This is a genomic window from Saprospiraceae bacterium (genome assembly GCA_026129545.1).
Lineage (GTDB): Bacteria > Bacteroidota > Bacteroidia > Chitinophagales > Saprospiraceae > M3007.
In genome coordinates, this window is record JAHCHX010000006.1 from 62,469 (window position 1) to 78,626 (window position 16,158).

Sequence of the window (16,158 nt, forward strand, 5' to 3'; positions counted from 1 at the left end):
CATCCTCACTCGCTGCGCAGCGATTCCACGGGGTTGACCAGTGCCGCCCGCAACGCTTGAAAACTGATGGCCACCATCGCCACCATCAGCGCCAAAACGCCCGTGATGGCAAACAAGCCCCACCCGATGCTCACCCGAAACGCAAAATCCTGCAGCCAGCTGCTCATGCCCCACCAAGCTACTGGCGCGGCCACGACAAAAGCGACCAGCACCAAGAGCAAAAAGTCGCGGCTCAGCAGCCCTACCACCGAACCGACCGACGCGCCCAGCACCTTGCGAATGCCGATTTCCTTGGTCTTTTGCACGGCTATCAGCGAGGCCAGCCCAAACAAGCCCAAACAAGAGATGAAAATCGCCAGCACCGCGAAGCCCTTGCACGTCAAGGAAAAACGTTGCTCACTGCGATAAAAATCGGCTATGGACTCGTCCAGAAAGGCTCCGTCGTACACTTGTTCGGGGAAGGTCTCATCGAACGTTTTTTGGATGGCGGCGACGGTGGCAGTCATGTTTTCGGGGCGGATTTTTGCCCCCGCCACGTTGTAGAATTCCTTGCGGGTAAGCATCACGATGGGTTCCAGCGTTTGGTGCAGCGAGTGCGAATTGAAATCTTTCACCACACCCACCACCTCCAGCCACTTGCTTCCGCCGAGGCGGAGTTCCTTGCCCAACACCTCGTTGGCATCCTGTATGCCGAGTTTTCGCAGCAGGGTCTGATTGACCACCACTTCCCGCATGGTGTCGCTGGGCTGAAGAATGCGCCCGGTTTCCAGTTGCAGGCTATAAGTCTTGAAATAGTCGGGGTCGCAGTATTTTATCGAAGTGTTGAACAGCGCGTCGTCCGCGCCTCGCCCCAAGGCGAAATTGCTTTGCCAATAGTTGCTGGAAGCGGGCGGGTCGTTGCCGAGGCTCACCGACTCCACGCCGGGCAGTTGCAGCAGTTTTTGTTTGAAAGTCTCAAAACGCGGTCTGCTGATGGAGTCGTTGTCCACTTGGACGGTATAGACCAAGTCCGGCTGGAAGCCCAAATCCATCTTGCGGATGTAGTCCAATTGGCTAATGGTGACGAGCGTGCCGATAATCAATGCCTGTGCGATGGCGAACTGCAATACGACCAATGATTTGCGGAGGGAGCCGCCACCAGCTCCACTGGGATTGGTGTTGTTTTTCAGGGCTTTGATGGGGTTGAAGCCAGCCAACACCAATGCGGGATAAAATCCAGAGCAAAAACTCACCACGACCAACACTACCGCAAGGAAAGCCCAGACCGCCAGATTGGAAAAGAACGGCTGCGAGGACGGCACTTCCGAAATATGCTTCAGCATCGGCACCGACAAGGATGCCAACACCGCTCCCAACGCCACCGCGATGAACACAATCAGCGTGGTCTCGCCCATGAACTGCCGCACTAATTGGCTGTGATTGCCGCCGAGTGTTTTGCGCACACCCACCTCTCTCGCCCGTCGCGCAGCTAAGGCCGTTGCCAAATTGATAAAATTGAAACAGGCCATGACGAGAATCAGCACCCCCACCAGCGACAGCACCCATAGGCGGCTTTTGCTGATGACATGGCTGCCGTTGATGCCAAAACGGTCGTCGTAGTGCAGGTCGGCGAGCCGTTGCAGCCGATGCTTCTTGCTAAAATTGGGGTTCTCCTTTTTGTACTCTGCTTGACCGACGGTGGCCAACACTTCGCCAGCTGCCGCCAACTGCCCTGCGTCGTGCAGCAAGGCGAAGACTTGGTCGTTGCTGCTGGTGCTGCCCCAATCATTGCCGTAGAAGTACCTGTTCGTGTTCTTTTTCAGGGTTTCGTACGATGCCATCAAATGGAAGGGGAAGTTGGTGTTGTCGGGCGCGTTGGCCACCACGCCCTTCACCGTGAGCAGCACGGCGTTGTCCATGAGGAGTGTTTTGCCGAGTGCGGCCTGCCAAGTGTCGAAGCATTTTTCCGCCATTTTCTGCGTCAGCACCACATAGCCGGGCTCGTCGAGCGCCGTTTCGGGGTCGCCAGCCAACCACTGCCAATCAAAAATTTTGAAAAAAGCAGGCTCCGCGAAAATGCCCAATTCGTGTTGGTCGTCCGTGTTGAATTTGCGGGTGGTCGTGCCGCCCGTTGCATCCGGCACGGTGATGGTGGGCCAGATTTCCTTGATGCGTGCATATTGCTCGAATTGTGGCACCGTGGTTTGGATGGCATCCATAGCCGGGATGGGGATGCCCGTCGTGTAGCCAGTGCCTTCGGTGGGGCTGTGCACTTCCGTCACCACGCGCACGATGCGGTCGTAGTGACGGAAGTGTTTGTTGAAACTCAGCTCGTAGTGTACGATGCGAAAAATGAGCAGACACGCGGCGATGCCTACGGCCAGACCGAGAATATTGATGGCCGAGTAGAGCCGGTTGTTGGAAAGGTTGCGAAGGGCAAGTTTTAGATAGGTCGAAAGCATATTATGCTTAGGTTTTTGTCTTTGGAAAAATGTCAAACACCCAATCCCTGTGCCGCTATCCCAATTTATTGACAATCAGAACTTAGCACAGCATTTGGCCAAAATAAAAATGCCCGAAACCGAACAAGAGCGTTCGATTTCGGACATTGGGGGTGTGTGCTCTTCATATCGCGCGCGGGTCTTGCGCTCCCGCGCATTCAAAACACCAAGCAGGGCGAAAAAGGCCAAACGTTAATACCCAAAAAACACGCCCACAATAAAAAGAAGATGCGTACTTTTAGAGCATCGTAATTTTTAATCCCTCGTCAAGGCAAATTCCTCACTCAATATCTTTCACCAAGTTCAATCTTTCCGATTTATGAAAAACACAGCTTGTCCCCCCAACATCAGATTTCCCAACTGGCACTTACCTGCTTAGGGCGACCTCCGGCGCTAAAACCCAAGTGAAAAAAGTAACCATTGCTCACTAAACTCCCTTAAAGCCATGTCGTACACAAAAGTTTATGCTACTTTTCTCGCCATTACCCTTGCATTACTTTCTTGTGATAAAGAGGGAGAAAGTCGGTACTGGGGCGAAATATCGGCTTTAAAAAACAGCAGCAATTGGAGTGGAAAGATCAAAGCACCTGAGAGCAATTTTGCGGAATCAAAAATTGAAATCATCGTTGACGTATTTGATGAACAAGGCATATGGCTCGAGACCCTTGGCTTTTACAAAGTTCCAACTGAAATTGGAATATACAAGTTGACTCTTACGAGCAATCAACCACCCGATGATTCATTGGTTGGGGCTTTGTACGCGAACGGCTACGACGACCAGCTTTACGATTTCTACAAGATTGCCGATAACGACTCAACCAGCTATTTGGAGATAACCGACTACAATGAGAACACGACGGAAATCAAAGGGAAATTCAACATGATTCTCTGGCGACGCAAGGACTTACCGGGCGCTTGGAACGCCCCCGACAGCATCGTTTTTTCAAACGGCGTTTTTCACACGCGCATCAAAGACTGAAGTCGAAACCGAGGCAACCAATGAGCGGCTGAGGAGTATCTCTCGGGCCGTTTTTGTTCGCTCGCGTATCTTTAGACTTGTTGCGGTGGAGGCCTTTGGCGAAGGGAAAGCTCTTTTTCCGACTGGCTTCGTCAAATTTTTCGCCGAATATGCCTGATTTCGACTGCAAAATTTGCCTTGCCAGTCGAAAAAATGACAATCCCCTTCACTCAAAGCCCTCCACCGCAACAAGCCTATTTTACAGCGCCCACCACATTTTATTGCCAAAAAGCCCGGTGTTGTCAATGTTTTGGGCTTGGATGGCGCTTTCAAGGTTGGCTTTGTTGTTGCCCGTTTCGCTGACAGGATAGCCAAAGCGACGTGGCACGCCTTTGCCGGGGTGGATGCTGCCCGGCACCTCTACGACGGTGGAGGGGAAGCCGGTGCGGCGGAATTCTGAATACGCCTCACAGCCATTCCCAAACAGCGCAATCCATTTTTGGGTGATGACCGCGGGTAGTGGGTCTGTGTCATATTGGGCACCCGCTGCATTAAGAAAATCGGAATCGGCGGTGATGCCATGCTGCGCACAGGAGGCAGCGATGGCATCCAAGTAGGCCTGCTTGTCATTTTTGGCCTCTGCGATGATGAACAGGACTTCCGAGTAGGTCATCAGCCAAGATGGTGCTGCCGGGTTGTCGCGGAAGGCTTTCCCGATTGAGGACACTGCCGAGAATGGATTGGGCTCGACGGTGCCATTGGGTTGCCCGACATAAATGCCAGCGTTGTTGACTTCTGCATATACTGGCAGGCGCGGGTCGGTCGCCATTAGGTCAACGAGTGTTTTTGACACGGCGTGGTCGTTGCGGCCATCGTTGTACTTGTTCGAGTATATGGGGTTTGAGTTGACGGTGGCATCTGGGTAGGTGATGCGGGCGTTTTCGCTGTTGCTGGCAATCAAGTCGGCGGGGTTGTTGAGCAGTGCTTGCAGCTCGGTGGCGAAGGCAGCGTTTTTGTGCTTGGCGCGGTTAAGCAGGCGTGCGCGAAGGGAGTTGGCGAATTTTTTCCATTTTCCCGTGTCGCCCCCGTATATGATGTCGCCCACTCCGAGTGCATCAGATTGGCCGAACATATTGGCAGCCGTTTTCAGATCCGCTACCAAGCCAGCGTAGATGTCGGCTTGTGTGTCGTACTTGGGCTTCACGGCTCTTTCCAAATTGAGTGCCTCCGTGTAGGGCACGTTGCCCCACATGTCGGTGATAATGGAAAAGTAGTAGCACTTCATCGTCAGTGCTGCCGCGTACATATTGCTCGGGTTGGGCGCTCTGTCGAGAATGGCTTGCAAGTCGGCGAGCGGGCCTGTGTACAGCCCTTGCCAGTGAGCATCGAAAGCATCAGGCCGGAAATCGTAGTAGTCCTCGTCAATGTACTGGATTTTGGCGTAATGCTGTGCCCATAGCCCGGCGTAGGTCATGTTCATACTGGCACCGTGCGTGCGGCGCACGCCTTGCGAGATGCCCGAAATCAGGACATTGGTGAGGGGCACGTTTTCAGGGAGGTTTGGGTTGGTATTGATGGCATCAAAGTCTTTGTCGCAGCCGCTGGAAAGCACGATGACTGCGAGCATCAACCAGATTTTTATATTTTTCATGTCGTGTGAATTTTTTTGTGAAAAAAGGAGGTGGGGTTTTAGAAGTTGGCGTTGATGGTCAGGCCGTAAGTCCGCGCCGACGGCAGCTGTCCGAACTCGATGCCTTGCATAGCCGTGCTGTTGTCGAACGCTGTTTCGGGGTCAATGTGCGGCACGTTGGACTTGAGCAATGCGAGGTTGCGACCATAAGCGGCTATCCTTAGCCCACCGATGAAGGTGTTTTGGAACCAGGCTTTCGGCAGGTCGTAGGCCAGCGTCAGTTCGCGGAGTTTGATGAACGAGGCATCAAACACGCCGCGGTCGTGGCGGAAGCTGTAGAAGTCTGCGTTCCATTGCTCGGCGCTTTGCAGTTTTTCGTTGGGCTTGAACGTGCCGTCGCCGTTGTCCACCACACCGCCGAAGTTGTATCCGTTCTTGATTTCATCCAAGGTGTTGCGTCCTTCGAGCGATTCTTCCAGCACGCCTGCGTAGCGCCCAAAGATGTAGGTCACGGAGAATAGGTCGGAGCCTTGGCGCATATCTATCAAGCCGCTCAGCGTGAGGCCTTTCCAAGTAAATGAGTTGCGGATGCCGCCTACCCAATCGGGTGTGATGGTGCCCAGCACGAAGTTGGTGTTGTTGCCGTTGGCATCCACGTCGAGCATTGGTCTGCCAGTATTGGGGTTCACGATGAGCTGACCGTCGGGAGCACGTTTCACGCGACGGCCCACCAGCACGCCGTAAGGCTCGCCTTCACGGGCCACGAGTCGAAGCCCCCAGTTGGTGTTGAGTGTGATTTCGTCCACTCGTTCTCCATCCACTTCGAGGTCTTTGACCAATGAGGTGTTTTTCGCCCAGTTGATGTCAATGTCCCAAGTAAAGTTTCTGCTTTTGATGGGAGTGATGCCAAATTGCACTTCCACACCTTTATTGTTAATGGTGCCTGCATTGGTGACACGGCTGGAGAAACCGGTGGTCGAGGATGCGTTCAAACCAATAATTTGGTTGATGTTGTCCGTGTTGTAGTATGTCACATCCAAGCGCAGGCGGTTTTTGAAGGCTGCCAATTCCAAACCGGCCTCTATTGACCTTGCTTTTTCGGGCTTTAAGTTGTTGTTGGGCAAAGAATTGGGCACGGTGTAGGATGGCACCCCGCCCCAGGGTGCATTGGGAGCGAACGTCGGCAACAGTCGGTAAGGGTCGGTGTCTTTGCCCGCTTCGGCAAAGCCCCCGCGCAGTTTCAGGTAATTGATGCCGGGTATGCGCAGTTTTTCCGACAATACAAGGCTAAGGTTGGTGGAAGGGTAGAAATAGCTGCGGTTGGCGGCGGGCAGTGTGGACGACCAGTCGTTTCGACCTGCCACATCAAGGTAGATGAAGTTGAAGAAGCCGAAAGAGATGTTGCCCAATAGTGAATTGACGCGGAGGCGTTCGAGGCGCTGGCTCACGTTCACGTCGCCGTCGGCGTTGGAGAAGTTGAACAGGCCCGGCACCACCAGTGCGTTGGCAGTGGTGGTGTTGGAGCTAAATCGCCCTTCGCGGCGCACGGCGCCCACCGTCGCGGTGATGGAGAAGGCATCGGAGAAATACTTGTCTGCGGTGAGCAGGAAGTCGGTATTGGTCTCCTGAAACACATAGTTGAGTGTCTGGAAATACCCGTTCGGGTAGTCGGTGGTTTCCTTTTCGTAGCGGATTTCCCGATTGTCATTATAGTAGTCCGTGCCTACACGGCCCATTGCTTTGAGCCAGGGGAGTATCTGGTAGTTCAACGCGATGAAGCCGTTGGTGCGGTCGCGGCGCTGCGGTTTGGTGTTGTTGTAGAGTGTGAAATAGGGGTTGTTCTGATAGTTGTGGTTCCAGTTCACGACTCTACCAAACTCGTCGCGGTTGTTGTAGTTGGCACGGAGATAGTCCCAGTCCACCTGCCGACCCACCCAGATGGTTTGTTGCAGGACGTTGTCGCCGGCGTATCCGATGCCCGGACGGTTGTCGGAGCGGAGCGCCGTGTAGGTGGCGTTGCCGTCGAGAGAGATTTTCTCGTTGAGTTGCATCCCAAACCCGAGGTTGAAGATGTTGCGCTTCAAATCTGTGTTGGGCACCATGCCTTTTTGGTCGAAATTGGTAAACGAAAAACGCCCGTGCGATTTGTCGCCAGCGGCGGTGATGGCGACGCTGTTCGTGAATGCGATGCCTGTCTCGAAGATGTTCCGCACGTTGTCGGGCCGGGCGACCCAAGGCTGTTGTTTCCCGGTGAATTGGTCGAAGAACTGCCCTTCGCCCGGTTCGTCCACCAATCCGTTGCCGTCGTTGTCAACGCCGTCGTTTTGGCTGATGTTGGGGTCGAACGATGGCCCCCAGCTTTCGTCGAAACCATCGTACAGGCCGTTGCCGGTGCCATCCACATAGCTAAATTGTAGCCCAAGGCCTTGTCCGAATTTGTTCTGATACTTGGGCAGACGGAATGGGTTGGAGAAACCAATGTCGCCTGTGTAAGAAACACCCAAGCCCTTTTTGGCCGTTTTGCCTGTCTTGGTGGTTATCATCACCACACCATTGGCACCACGCGCGCCGTAAAGTGCCGCTGCGTTCGGGCCTTTCAGCACTGAGATGCTCTCGATGTCGTCGGGATTGATGTCCTGAATGGCGTTGCCGAAGTCAACCCCGCCGTACTGCGAGTTGCCTGAGCTCGGGCTGCGGTTGTCCATCGGAATGCCGTTCACCACAAACAAGGGTTGGTTGTCATTGCCGATAGAGGTGTTGCCACGAATCACGATACGCGAGGAGGAACCCACGTTGCCCGATGAGCTAATAACGTTGACACCAGCGATTTTGCCGGAAAGAGAGTTCACAAGGTTGGGGTCACGGGCTTGGAGGAGTTGGTCGCCTTCCAATTGTTGCACGGAATAAGCCAGCGATTTTTTTTCGCGGGTCACGCCCAATGCCGTGACGACGGTTTCTTCCAGTGCAAGTCCTGAAATCATCAGCACATCCACCACATTGGAGGTCCCGAGGGGCACCTCCTGAGCGTTGTAGCCTGTGTAGGTGAAAACAAGGGTGGTGGTTTCGTTCGGAACGTTGATGGCAAAACGCCCGGAACCATCCGTCAGAGTGCCGACTGGGGCATCTTTGGCGCGAACAGTGGCGCCGATGAGTGGTTCGCCATCATCGCCGGTGACGGTGCCAGTGATGGCGCGCTGTGCAAGTGTCATGGTGACAGCTGCGAGCACCAACCATAAGGTTGTGAGTAGTCGCTTCATACAAAAAGTGAGATTTGGTGAGAAAATGTGAAAATCCAGATTAAAAATGACGAGGTAAAGATAGATGGCCGATTGATTGGTAGTGATTTTGAGGCAATAAAAATTTTACACAAACTTAATATCTATGTATTTTTTGTTTGAAATCAGCACCTATACCAAAAGTATCACCCGCTTAATCATAACATTTTGCGCACGAGAGGTGCTTATCGGAAGCTGAATTGGGTTTGTCCGAAAAAAACAGGAGCGAAACAGCAGCTTCCGTTTTTCCGGGAAAGTTTTGAACATGAAAATACTGAACTTGCTCGTCAACTTCATCGAACGCCTCAAACGGTTTCGTGTCGTCCAACTTTTCACCATCTATCTGCGCTATTTGATTGGCAGCGCGTTTGTGTTTGCTTCCGTGCCGAAGATATTGGGCGAACGGTTCACCCTCATCCCGGTCAGCAATCCGGTGGGTTACTATTTCGAGGTGATGTACCAAACGGGGTTTTACTGGAATTTTCTCGGCTGGGGCCAAATGGTGGCTGCCTTGCTGCTCATGACGCAGCGGTTCGCGGCATTGGGCGCGATGTTGTTTTATCCCATCATCATCAATGTGTGGCTCGTCACTTGGTCGGTAGGCTTCAAAGGCACGCCAGTGGTGACATTCTTGATGTTTCTGGCAACTACTTACTTGTTAGTGTGGGAATATCGAAGGCTTGTCCCGTGGTCGCCACGCGAGAGCCAACTTCATGTGCCACCATCGGATTTTGATGACTCCCTTATGCGCAAACAGGTTTGGGTCTGGCTTGGCGTGTTCCTTGTTGTCTGTGTTTTGGCGATTCCTACCGACCCTCAACGAGCCGTGTGGTATATCGTCGCAGGTTTTTTTATCGCATTGGGGTTGTTGCACTACCAATTATTCAGAAAGTAAGGAACGTGTGGGAAATAGCTCATGCGAATGAGGGGTTGAGGCAAATCGCCGAAAACGTGTGCTATTCAGGCGGTGTTTTGAAATCAGCACTGAATAAATGTCTAAGAAGCTGTTTTAAAACTCCATTGAGTGAGTAGGTGTGGCATGACCGCTTTGGGAGCAATAATAAAGTATAATTCCCATGAGCGGTCATGCCAAGCTTATTCAACGCTGGGTCTCGGATGGTTTTAATACAGGTTCTAAGTATCTCAGTTCCACCTCGGCTTGCCGATGATTACAAGCAACAGGAACAACAGGTACAAAAATCCCGGCACGGCGAGGATGTATAACACGCCTTTGGCCAAGCCGAGACGCTCCTGCGATTTGAGCCACAAGCTGCCCAACAAAATTGCGGCCACCACGCCCAACATTGCCATCCACAGGCCCATATTGGTGGCAGAGACCGAGCCGTCGGCCAGACCGATGAAGAAGAAGTAGAGCACCACGAGGGCGATGACGGCGACGAAGCCCCAAAGTATCCAGAAGTAAGTCATGATGAGTGGAGCAGTTGAAAGCGTTGAGAATATCGAGAGGTTGAGCTTTGAAGAAATATAAGCGCAATGTTATGAATTTTCCGCCACGAGCAACTGATAATCAAAAACCAACCCTTTTTTCACCAGCAACGTCTGTTTGATAATGAACCCCTGACGTTCGAGCATGGCGCGGTATTCCGCCAAGTCGTATTGGTGAGGGTGCAAAACGTCAGCAGGCACGAGGCGAAAGAGATGTTTGAGCCATGCGTGATGGTGAGCGTCAATGGAAAGCGCGAGAATACCGTTTGGTTTGACAAGCGCGGCCAGCCGTTCGAGACAACGTGGCAAGTCGGCGACGTGATTGAGCGCGTTGAGGCAAAGAACGAAGTCGTATTGTTTTTCGGGAAAGAATGTTTCGAGCGGCGCATCGAAAAAGCGCACCCGCGGATAGTCGGCTCGTCGGAAATGCGAGAGTTTTTTTTCGTAACGAGCAAGCAGCGGGTCGAGCGCGTCCACCGTCCGGGAATCGAGTACCATGAAGATGCCCGCAGGGCCGCAGCCGACATCAAGCACGACGGCGTTGGGAGGAACAACAAGCCCGCTTTTTTCCAAAAAAGACTGCCAATAATGGCGTTTCCAATCCAAATAGGCCGATTTGTCGTGTTTCCCAAGATAGCGTTGCCACCATCGAATTTCAAAAAATTGGGCAATGCGCCAGCGAAGGTTCATTTGACAAGTTTGTTAAAAATAATTGCGCCGAAGATAATTTTTCTACCTTCGGGTTCTGTAAAATGAAGAATGGCCCCTTTGACTTTCTGACACCCCCTTTTCGCTGCTTTTTTTCAACCAAATCGTGAGGCTTGCGCGAACGACAATCGTACGAGCCTCAAAACGCTCTGCGAAAGATGCTTTGCCTTCGTCTCTTCTCCCTCATCTGGGTGGGGTTTGCCGTCGCTAATGTACTCCACGCACAAAATGACAAACAAGTCATTGGCGACCCGGTGATAACCCCCAACGACATCGCGGCAGATGCTCCGGTGTTGTATCTTATTCGTTTTCAAAATGTTGGCAACGACACCGCTCGCAATGTGGTGGTACGCGACACGCTCGACCCGCGCTACAACCCGAACTCGTTTTTTACCCTCGATGCCAGCCACGAGTTCCAATTGTTAGGCGAGGGCGGAAGCGAGGTCCGCTGGTACTTCGAGCATATCAACTTGCCCGATAGCGCATCTGGTGGCCCCAACTCCATTGGCTATATCCTGTTCTCCGTGCAGCCTTATGCTTTTGTGTCGCCGGGGCAGACGATACTCAATCGCGCCTGCATCACCTTCGACGATGTCTCCACCATTTGCACCAACGAAACCATCGTCTGGGTGGATGCCAATTCGACCGTGACAACACCGACCACATCCGAGCACAATTGGCAGGTGGTACCCAACCCCAATTACGGCCAATTTGAGGTACGCCCCGGCAATATGCAGCCCGTTCACGATGCCCCCTCAACGGCAAGATGCTGGGTGACGGACATGGGGGGGCGCACCGTGTGGAAAGACTCGGTTGAAAATACCAGCGTGGCAGGCGCACAGGTTTTTTTGGAAAAACCCGTACCTGGCCTTTATCTGCTGTGGGTGCAATCGGAAAAGCGTCTTGAGGTGGAGCGGTTCACGGTTGTTCGATAAAGGCGCCTCTTTGACGGCCTGTTTTTTCAGAAAACATGCCGCTCCGCATGATAGCTCGACCGCACCAGCGGCCCGCTCTCCACATACTTGAAGCCTTTTTGAAGGCCAATTTCCCTGTATTCGGCGAATAAATCGGGGTGTATGAACTCGGCCACCTCCAAATGCATTTTGGTGGGTTGGAGATATTGGCCGATGGTGAGAATATCGCAACCGTGCGCCACGAGGTCGTCCATGGTCTGATATACTTCTTCGGGTGTTTCGCCGAGGCCGACCATGATGCCAGTTTTGGTGCGTTTGCCGTGGTGCTTGATGCGCCGTATCTGTTCGAGGCTGCGCTCGTACTTGGCTTGCGGGCGCACTTTTCGATAGAGGCGCGGCACAGTTTCCATGTTGTGGCTCACTACCTCTTGCCCCGCCGAAATCATGCGTTCCAGCGCCTCCCAGTTGCCTTTCGTGTCAGGGATGAGCGTTTCGATGGTCGTTTTGGGGCAGCGTTCTTTCACGGCCCTGACGGTCTGATACCAGATTTCGGCGCCTCGGTCTTTTAGCTCGTCGCGATTGACGGAGGTGATGACGGCGTGTTTCACCTGCATGAGCCATATCGCTTCGGCCACGCGGCGGGGTTCATCCTCATCGTATTCGGTGGGTCGGCCTGTCTTGACGGCACAAAAGGAGCAAGAGCGGGTGCAGACATTGCCCAAAATCATAAAAGTCGCGGTGCCAGCCCCCCAACACTCACCCATATTGGGGCAGCTCCCGCTTTGGCATATAGTGTGGAGTTTGAACTCGTCCACGATACCGCGCACGTTGCGGTAGTTCTCGCCCATCGGCAGGCGCACCTTGAGCCAGTCGGGGCGTTGACGCTTGGAAGCTGCGTCCGTTTTATTTTCGACGATGGGAAGTTCGAGCATGACGAGAAGGGTATCCGAGAAGTTATTTTTTCGGGAGAATGAAACAGCGAAAAAGCCCGGAAGTTTTGTCTGGCAAAGGTACGAAACGGGCGGGGAAAAAATCTTAATCGGAAAGTCAATCCGCCAATCCCCTTTCCAATGCCAGCCGCACCAATTCTGCTGTGTTGCGCACACCCAATTTGGAGAGCAAATGCCGCCGATGCGTTTCAGGCGTGTATGGACTGACGAACAATGCCGCCGCTATTTCTGCCGTGGTTTGGCCTTTGCAGATGAGGCGCAACACCTCCTGCTCGCGGTTCGTAAGTTCGGGAATAAAAGCCGTGGGCTGGCGTTCCGGCTGCCGGAGCTCGTCGAGCAACACCTGCGATGCCGAGCGGCTGAGGTATCGTTCGCCGCGCAATACAGTCTGGATGGCTTCCACCAGTTCTTGCTTGGAAGTGTTTTTCGCGATAAAGCCGCTGGCGCCATTTTTCATCATCTGGCGGATAAAACTCGGTTGGCTGTACATCGTGAGCGCGATGACTTTTACCACCGGGAAGCGGCGCTGCATTTCCAGACAAGCATCCAACCCATTCAGCACTGGCATGTCAATGTCGAGCAACACCACGTCGCAGGTTTCTTTTTCCAAATAATCAAGCGCTTCTTGCCCGTTGCGGGCATGAGCGACGCAGAGCAGACCCGACTCGTTGCCCAGCAAGAGTTTCAGCCTTTCGGCTACCAGTTCGTGGTCGTCAGTTATGAGAATTCGTATCAAGCGTCGAGAATTGGAACGGGGCGAATGTAGGGATAAAAAAAGAGCCACGCGAATGCACGCGTGGCCTTTTCAGGCTAAATAAACTCTGTTGTATGAAGTCAGCGCGAATGAATATCAAAACAAACCGGAGCGCAATTGTTCTGTAACCTGTCCACTCCGGTTGTCGAAAAATCGTCATTGACAGTCATTGAGACTAATTACTATCATTGAAGTAGTTTCAATAATGCCCCCTAATGACTCTTAATGCCCCCTAATGACCCCTAATGACCCCTAATGACCCCTAATGACTCTTAATGACCCCTAATGACCCTTTAAATCGCATCAAATGCCGCTATCCCGTTCAGCTCAGGCACTACCTCCTCGCGGCGCAGGGTATAGATTTTGGGTTCTCGCTCTTCCACCTTCAAACGTGGGTTGACCACCTCAAACTCGGCCTCGTCGTATTTGTAAAGCGACCATTCGCCGCCCGAAAATTCCAAGGCAGTCAAATGTTCCACCCAATCGCCGCTGTTCAAATACTTGATTTTCTTTCCGTTTGTGGCCTCCACCTCGCGTATCTGTGGTTGATGGATATGACCACAGATAACGCAGTCGTAGTCCTTTTCAGAAGCAATCTCAATCGCCGTGTCCTCAAAATCGCTGATGTACTTTACCGCGCCCTTCACGCTTTTCTTGATTTTGGCAGAAAACGACACGGGAGCAAAACCAAACAATCGGCGCACCCCATTTATCGTGCGATTGATTCGGATGAGCATATCGTAGCCCTCTCCGCCGAGTTTGGCAAGCCAGCGGGCACGTTGCACACTCGCGTCGAACACATCCCCATGAAACACCCAGTGCGTCTTGCCATCCACCTGAAACACCAGCTTGTTGCGCAAGTGAAACAGGCCAAACGACAGCTCCCCGAACTTGCGGAGCAAGTCATCGTGATTGCCAGTTAGGTAATAGACCTTAGTCCCGTTTACAGCCATCTTCATGATACGGCGCACCACTTCGAGATGTTCTTTGGGAAAATAACTTTTCTTGAAATACCAGATATCAAAAATGTCGCCGTTGAGTATCAAGGTACGAGGCTCGATGCTCTTCAGGTAGTTGTGCAACTCAAGAGCATGGCAACCGTAAGTGCCAAGGTGAATGTCCGAAAGAACGACAATATCAAGTTCGCGTTTCATCATTGAAGTCGGGCAGTGTTTTTCCAAATGTGTTTTGATAGTCTTCTCTGCCTTAACAACCTTAGGAACAGGCCTTCAGGCTTTTTGCAAGTGATATGTTTCAAAAAACTTGTTTTAAAATTCCCGCGCCAAGGAAAGCAGCCCATTCCTATAGAAACCTGAAGCAAAAAAGGAGAGAATCCGAGCGAATGAAGAGCGACCGAGCGTGGAATGGGCTTGTGGATGTTCTGGCGCGGGTAGACCTTCACGGCCTTTTCTCACGATTTTATTGGCACAAAGGTACCCTGCACGATGCGTTGCGGGCGTTAAGCCAATATGAAGTTAAAATTAAGTGTTTGGTTAGAGGCAGACATACCTCGCGCCGCCAACAAGGACATCCATCACGGTCATCCGACAAACCACAACAAATCAAGGCATAAAAAATCGCCGGAGCGATTTTATCTGCCCCGGCGAAATGTGTGGGAAAAGCAAAAAGGAATTGAAAGGTAGGAAAGTGCAGGCTCAATTAAAAAGTTTCATTTTTCTCTATTGTACTTCGCACTTTGTCGCGTAAGGCCTGAGTGGCCTTTTGTTTGGGTAGCCTGCTGCTAAGGAAAGTACGGAAGGATTCTTCTTCAGGCAAAGGAATTTCCCGTGGTGAGGGGCTCTCGGATAGATGTTGTTCGGGGAAACGCGGGAGGGCACCATCATTATCTGTTTCTGCAATGAAGGGTATCCCGGTTCTTACCACAGTGCCGACAGCGTTGCCATTGTTTTGCTTGCGAGGATTTTTCATCTTAAAAATGGTTTGTGCCAACGTTTTACGCACAAGATGGCTGACGCTCTCAAGAACCGATATGTAGCCGGGCAACCCGTACGCCGCCAACTGGTTGCCGCCCAGTTGATTGCCATGTACTGATTGCCATTTAAAATTAACGAACTGCATAACGAATTCAATTTGAGCGTGGGCACAATTCAAAAACCGTGCATTCTTGTGAAAAAAACGTTGACTTGTGAAAATGTTAGTTTTGTGAACTGTAAAGTTGAAAAAACATACAGGAAAGTTGTAAGAGCGAACAGTGTGATTTTTTAGGAATAAAATTAAATGAGGGTTTATCTCGGATGGCTAAGCCACCTTGGATAAACCCCCTTGTGTATCAAGCGGCTACATCTGCCTGATTACTTTCGTCATCTTGCACATTATAGCCTTGCCCTTCGGCATATTCCCGCAATTTTTCCGCTAGCACATTGCGAGCGCGGTGCAACCGCGAGCGAACAGTGCCAATCGGAATCTCAAGGATGGCCGCAATTTCCTCGTAGGTAAAATCTTCAAGGTCCAGCAACACCACAGTGCGGAATGCTGGCGACAAAGCATTGATGGCCAAGGTCACCTCATCGCCCATAAGTTTGTTGCCCATTTCCTCATGCAGGCCAAAATAGCGTGGCGCGACAGGGTCGTCTTCATTGTGATAGACAACAATGTCTTCATAGTCAACTTTGTATGGGCGGCTTTTTTTGCTCCGATACTCGTTGATAAAAGCGTTGCGGCAAATTCTGAAAAGCCATGCTTTGGCGTTGGTACCTTCTTCATAGCGGCTCACAAAGCGCCATGCTTTCAGATAAACTTCCTGCACGAGGTCCTCTGCTTGCACCGCTTCGCCGGTTAAGCGATAAGCAAAAGTATAAACGGCATCCATGAGCGGGAAGAACTCACGCTCAAAGATACGGTTGTGACGTGCTCGTGCCGTTTCGTTGGCCATAAGTGTTAAAGTTGCCATTGCTGGTGATTGGTTTAGTGAGTCGGGTACTGCAAAGTTCGCCGACATTTCGCTTCAACACAAGTGGTTCTTTATTAAGTTCCCAATCGGCTTTTTTTTTCATCTTTCCAAAACTCAAGCCCCCCTCCTCCC

General features: G+C 52.0%; 13 protein-coding genes. 3 read left to right on the plus strand and 10 right to left on the minus strand.

Annotation, left to right across the window (positions count from 1 at the left end; translation table 11 throughout):
• Positions 1 to 5: 5 nt before the first annotated feature.
• Positions 6 to 2,441 carry an ABC transporter permease gene (locus KIS77_22500; protein ID MCW5925104.1) on the minus strand — a complete coding sequence of 812 codons (2,436 nt, stop codon included), beginning with the start codon at positions 2,439 to 2,441 and terminating at the stop codon, positions 6 to 8.
• Positions 2,442 to 3,186: 745 nt separating this feature from the next.
• Here KIS77_22500 and KIS77_22505 point away from each other — a divergent pair.
• The gene (locus KIS77_22505) at positions 3,187 to 3,459 is read left to right on the plus strand and encodes a hypothetical protein (GenBank protein ID MCW5925105.1); all 273 of its coding nucleotides are present in this window, start codon (positions 3,187 to 3,189) and stop codon (positions 3,457 to 3,459) included.
• A 238-nt stretch (positions 3,460 to 3,697) separates the two neighbouring features.
• Here the strand turns inward: KIS77_22505 and KIS77_22510 are convergent, their stop codons facing one another.
• Together KIS77_22510 and KIS77_22515 are read right to left on the minus strand one after the other, a co-directional pair.
• A complete protein-coding gene (locus KIS77_22510; GenBank protein MCW5925106.1) occupies positions 3,698 to 5,089 on the minus strand; it encodes a SusD/RagB family nutrient-binding outer membrane lipoprotein in 1,392 nt (463 codons plus the stop codon).
• 38 nt (positions 5,090 to 5,127) lie between these two features.
• On the minus strand, positions 5,128 to 8,325 hold the full coding sequence (locus tag KIS77_22515) for a SusC/RagA family TonB-linked outer membrane protein (GenBank protein ID MCW5925107.1): 3,198 nt from the start codon (positions 8,323 to 8,325) through the stop codon (positions 5,128 to 5,130).
• Between the two features lie 283 nt (positions 8,326 to 8,608).
• Between KIS77_22515 and KIS77_22520 the strand changes: the two genes are divergently transcribed.
• On the plus strand, positions 8,609 to 9,238 hold the full coding sequence (locus tag KIS77_22520) for a hypothetical protein (GenBank protein ID MCW5925108.1): 630 nt from the start codon (positions 8,609 to 8,611) through the stop codon (positions 9,236 to 9,238).
• Between the two features lie 248 nt (positions 9,239 to 9,486).
• Here the strand turns inward: KIS77_22520 and KIS77_22525 are convergent, their stop codons facing one another.
• Both KIS77_22525 and KIS77_22530 read right to left on the minus strand, forming a co-directional pair.
• Positions 9,487 to 9,771: an osmoprotectant transporter permease gene (locus tag KIS77_22525; protein MCW5925109.1), complete on the minus strand. Its 285-nt coding sequence runs from the start codon at positions 9,769 to 9,771 to the stop codon at positions 9,487 to 9,489.
• Positions 9,772 to 9,840: 69 nt separating this feature from the next.
• Complete coding sequence (locus KIS77_22530; protein ID MCW5925110.1) at positions 9,841 to 10,479, minus strand: class I SAM-dependent methyltransferase; 639 nt, start codon at positions 10,477 to 10,479, stop codon at positions 9,841 to 9,843.
• 176 nt (positions 10,480 to 10,655) lie between these two features.
• Between KIS77_22530 and KIS77_22535 the strand changes: the two genes are divergently transcribed.
• Positions 10,656 to 11,432, plus strand: a complete 777-nt coding sequence (locus tag KIS77_22535) for a hypothetical protein (GenBank protein MCW5925111.1) — start codon at positions 10,656 to 10,658, stop codon at positions 11,430 to 11,432.
• Between the two features lie 26 nt (positions 11,433 to 11,458).
• On the opposite strand, the gene lipA is transcribed toward KIS77_22535, so the two are convergent.
• The 5 genes from lipA to KIS77_22560 form a co-directional block, all read right to left on the minus strand.
• Entirely contained in the window at positions 11,459 to 12,343 is an 885-nt protein-coding gene (lipA, locus tag KIS77_22540; protein MCW5925112.1) for a lipoyl synthase, read from the minus strand.
• 115 nt (positions 12,344 to 12,458) lie between these two features.
• Positions 12,459 to 13,097: a response regulator transcription factor gene (locus KIS77_22545; GenBank protein MCW5925113.1), complete on the minus strand. Its 639-nt coding sequence runs from the start codon at positions 13,095 to 13,097 to the stop codon at positions 12,459 to 12,461.
• A gap of 311 nt (positions 13,098 to 13,408) precedes the next feature.
• Positions 13,409 to 14,269: a UDP-2,3-diacylglucosamine diphosphatase gene (locus KIS77_22550; GenBank protein MCW5925114.1), complete on the minus strand. Its 861-nt coding sequence runs from the start codon at positions 14,267 to 14,269 to the stop codon at positions 13,409 to 13,411.
• 505 nt (positions 14,270 to 14,774) lie between these two features.
• Positions 14,775 to 15,194 carry a hypothetical protein gene (locus KIS77_22555; protein MCW5925115.1) on the minus strand — a complete coding sequence of 140 codons (420 nt, stop codon included), beginning with the start codon at positions 15,192 to 15,194 and terminating at the stop codon, positions 14,775 to 14,777.
• Positions 15,195 to 15,405: 211 nt separating this feature from the next.
• Positions 15,406 to 16,008, minus strand: coding sequence for a sigma-70 family RNA polymerase sigma factor (locus KIS77_22560; GenBank protein ID MCW5925116.1), 603 nt, complete (start codon positions 16,006 to 16,008; stop codon positions 15,406 to 15,408).
• Positions 16,009 to 16,158 lie beyond the last annotated feature (150 nt).

Bases quoted from the DNA above. Each gene is read 5' to 3' on its own strand.
- KIS77_22510 (MCW5925106.1), bottom strand. From the start codon at position 5,089: ATGAAAAATATAAAAATCTGGTTGATGCTCGCAGTCATCGTGCTTTCC.
- KIS77_22515 (MCW5925107.1), bottom strand. From the start codon at position 8,325: ATGAAGCGACTACTCACAACCTTATGGTTGGTGCTCGCAGCTGTCACC.
- KIS77_22500 (MCW5925104.1), bottom strand. From the start codon at position 2,441: ATGCTTTCGACCTATCTAAAACTTGCCCTTCGCAACCTTTCCAACAAC.
- KIS77_22525 (MCW5925109.1), bottom strand. From the start codon at position 9,771: ATGACTTACTTCTGGATACTTTGGGGCTTCGTCGCCGTCATCGCCCTC.
- KIS77_22560 (MCW5925116.1), bottom strand. From the start codon at position 16,008: ATGGCCAACGAAACGGCACGAGCACGTCACAACCGTATCTTTGAGCGT.
- lipA (MCW5925112.1), bottom strand. From the start codon at position 12,343: ATGCTCGAACTTCCCATCGTCGAAAATAAAACGGACGCAGCTTCCAAG.
- KIS77_22535 (MCW5925111.1), top strand. From the start codon at position 10,656: ATGCTTTGCCTTCGTCTCTTCTCCCTCATCTGGGTGGGGTTTGCCGTC.
- KIS77_22550 (MCW5925114.1), bottom strand. From the start codon at position 14,269: ATGAAACGCGAACTTGATATTGTCGTTCTTTCGGACATTCACCTTGGC.
- KIS77_22555 (MCW5925115.1), bottom strand. From the start codon at position 15,194: ATGCAGTTCGTTAATTTTAAATGGCAATCAGTACATGGCAATCAACTG.
- KIS77_22520 (MCW5925108.1), top strand. From the start codon at position 8,609: ATGAAAATACTGAACTTGCTCGTCAACTTCATCGAACGCCTCAAACGG.
- KIS77_22530 (MCW5925110.1), bottom strand. From the start codon at position 10,479: ATGAACCTTCGCTGGCGCATTGCCCAATTTTTTGAAATTCGATGGTGG.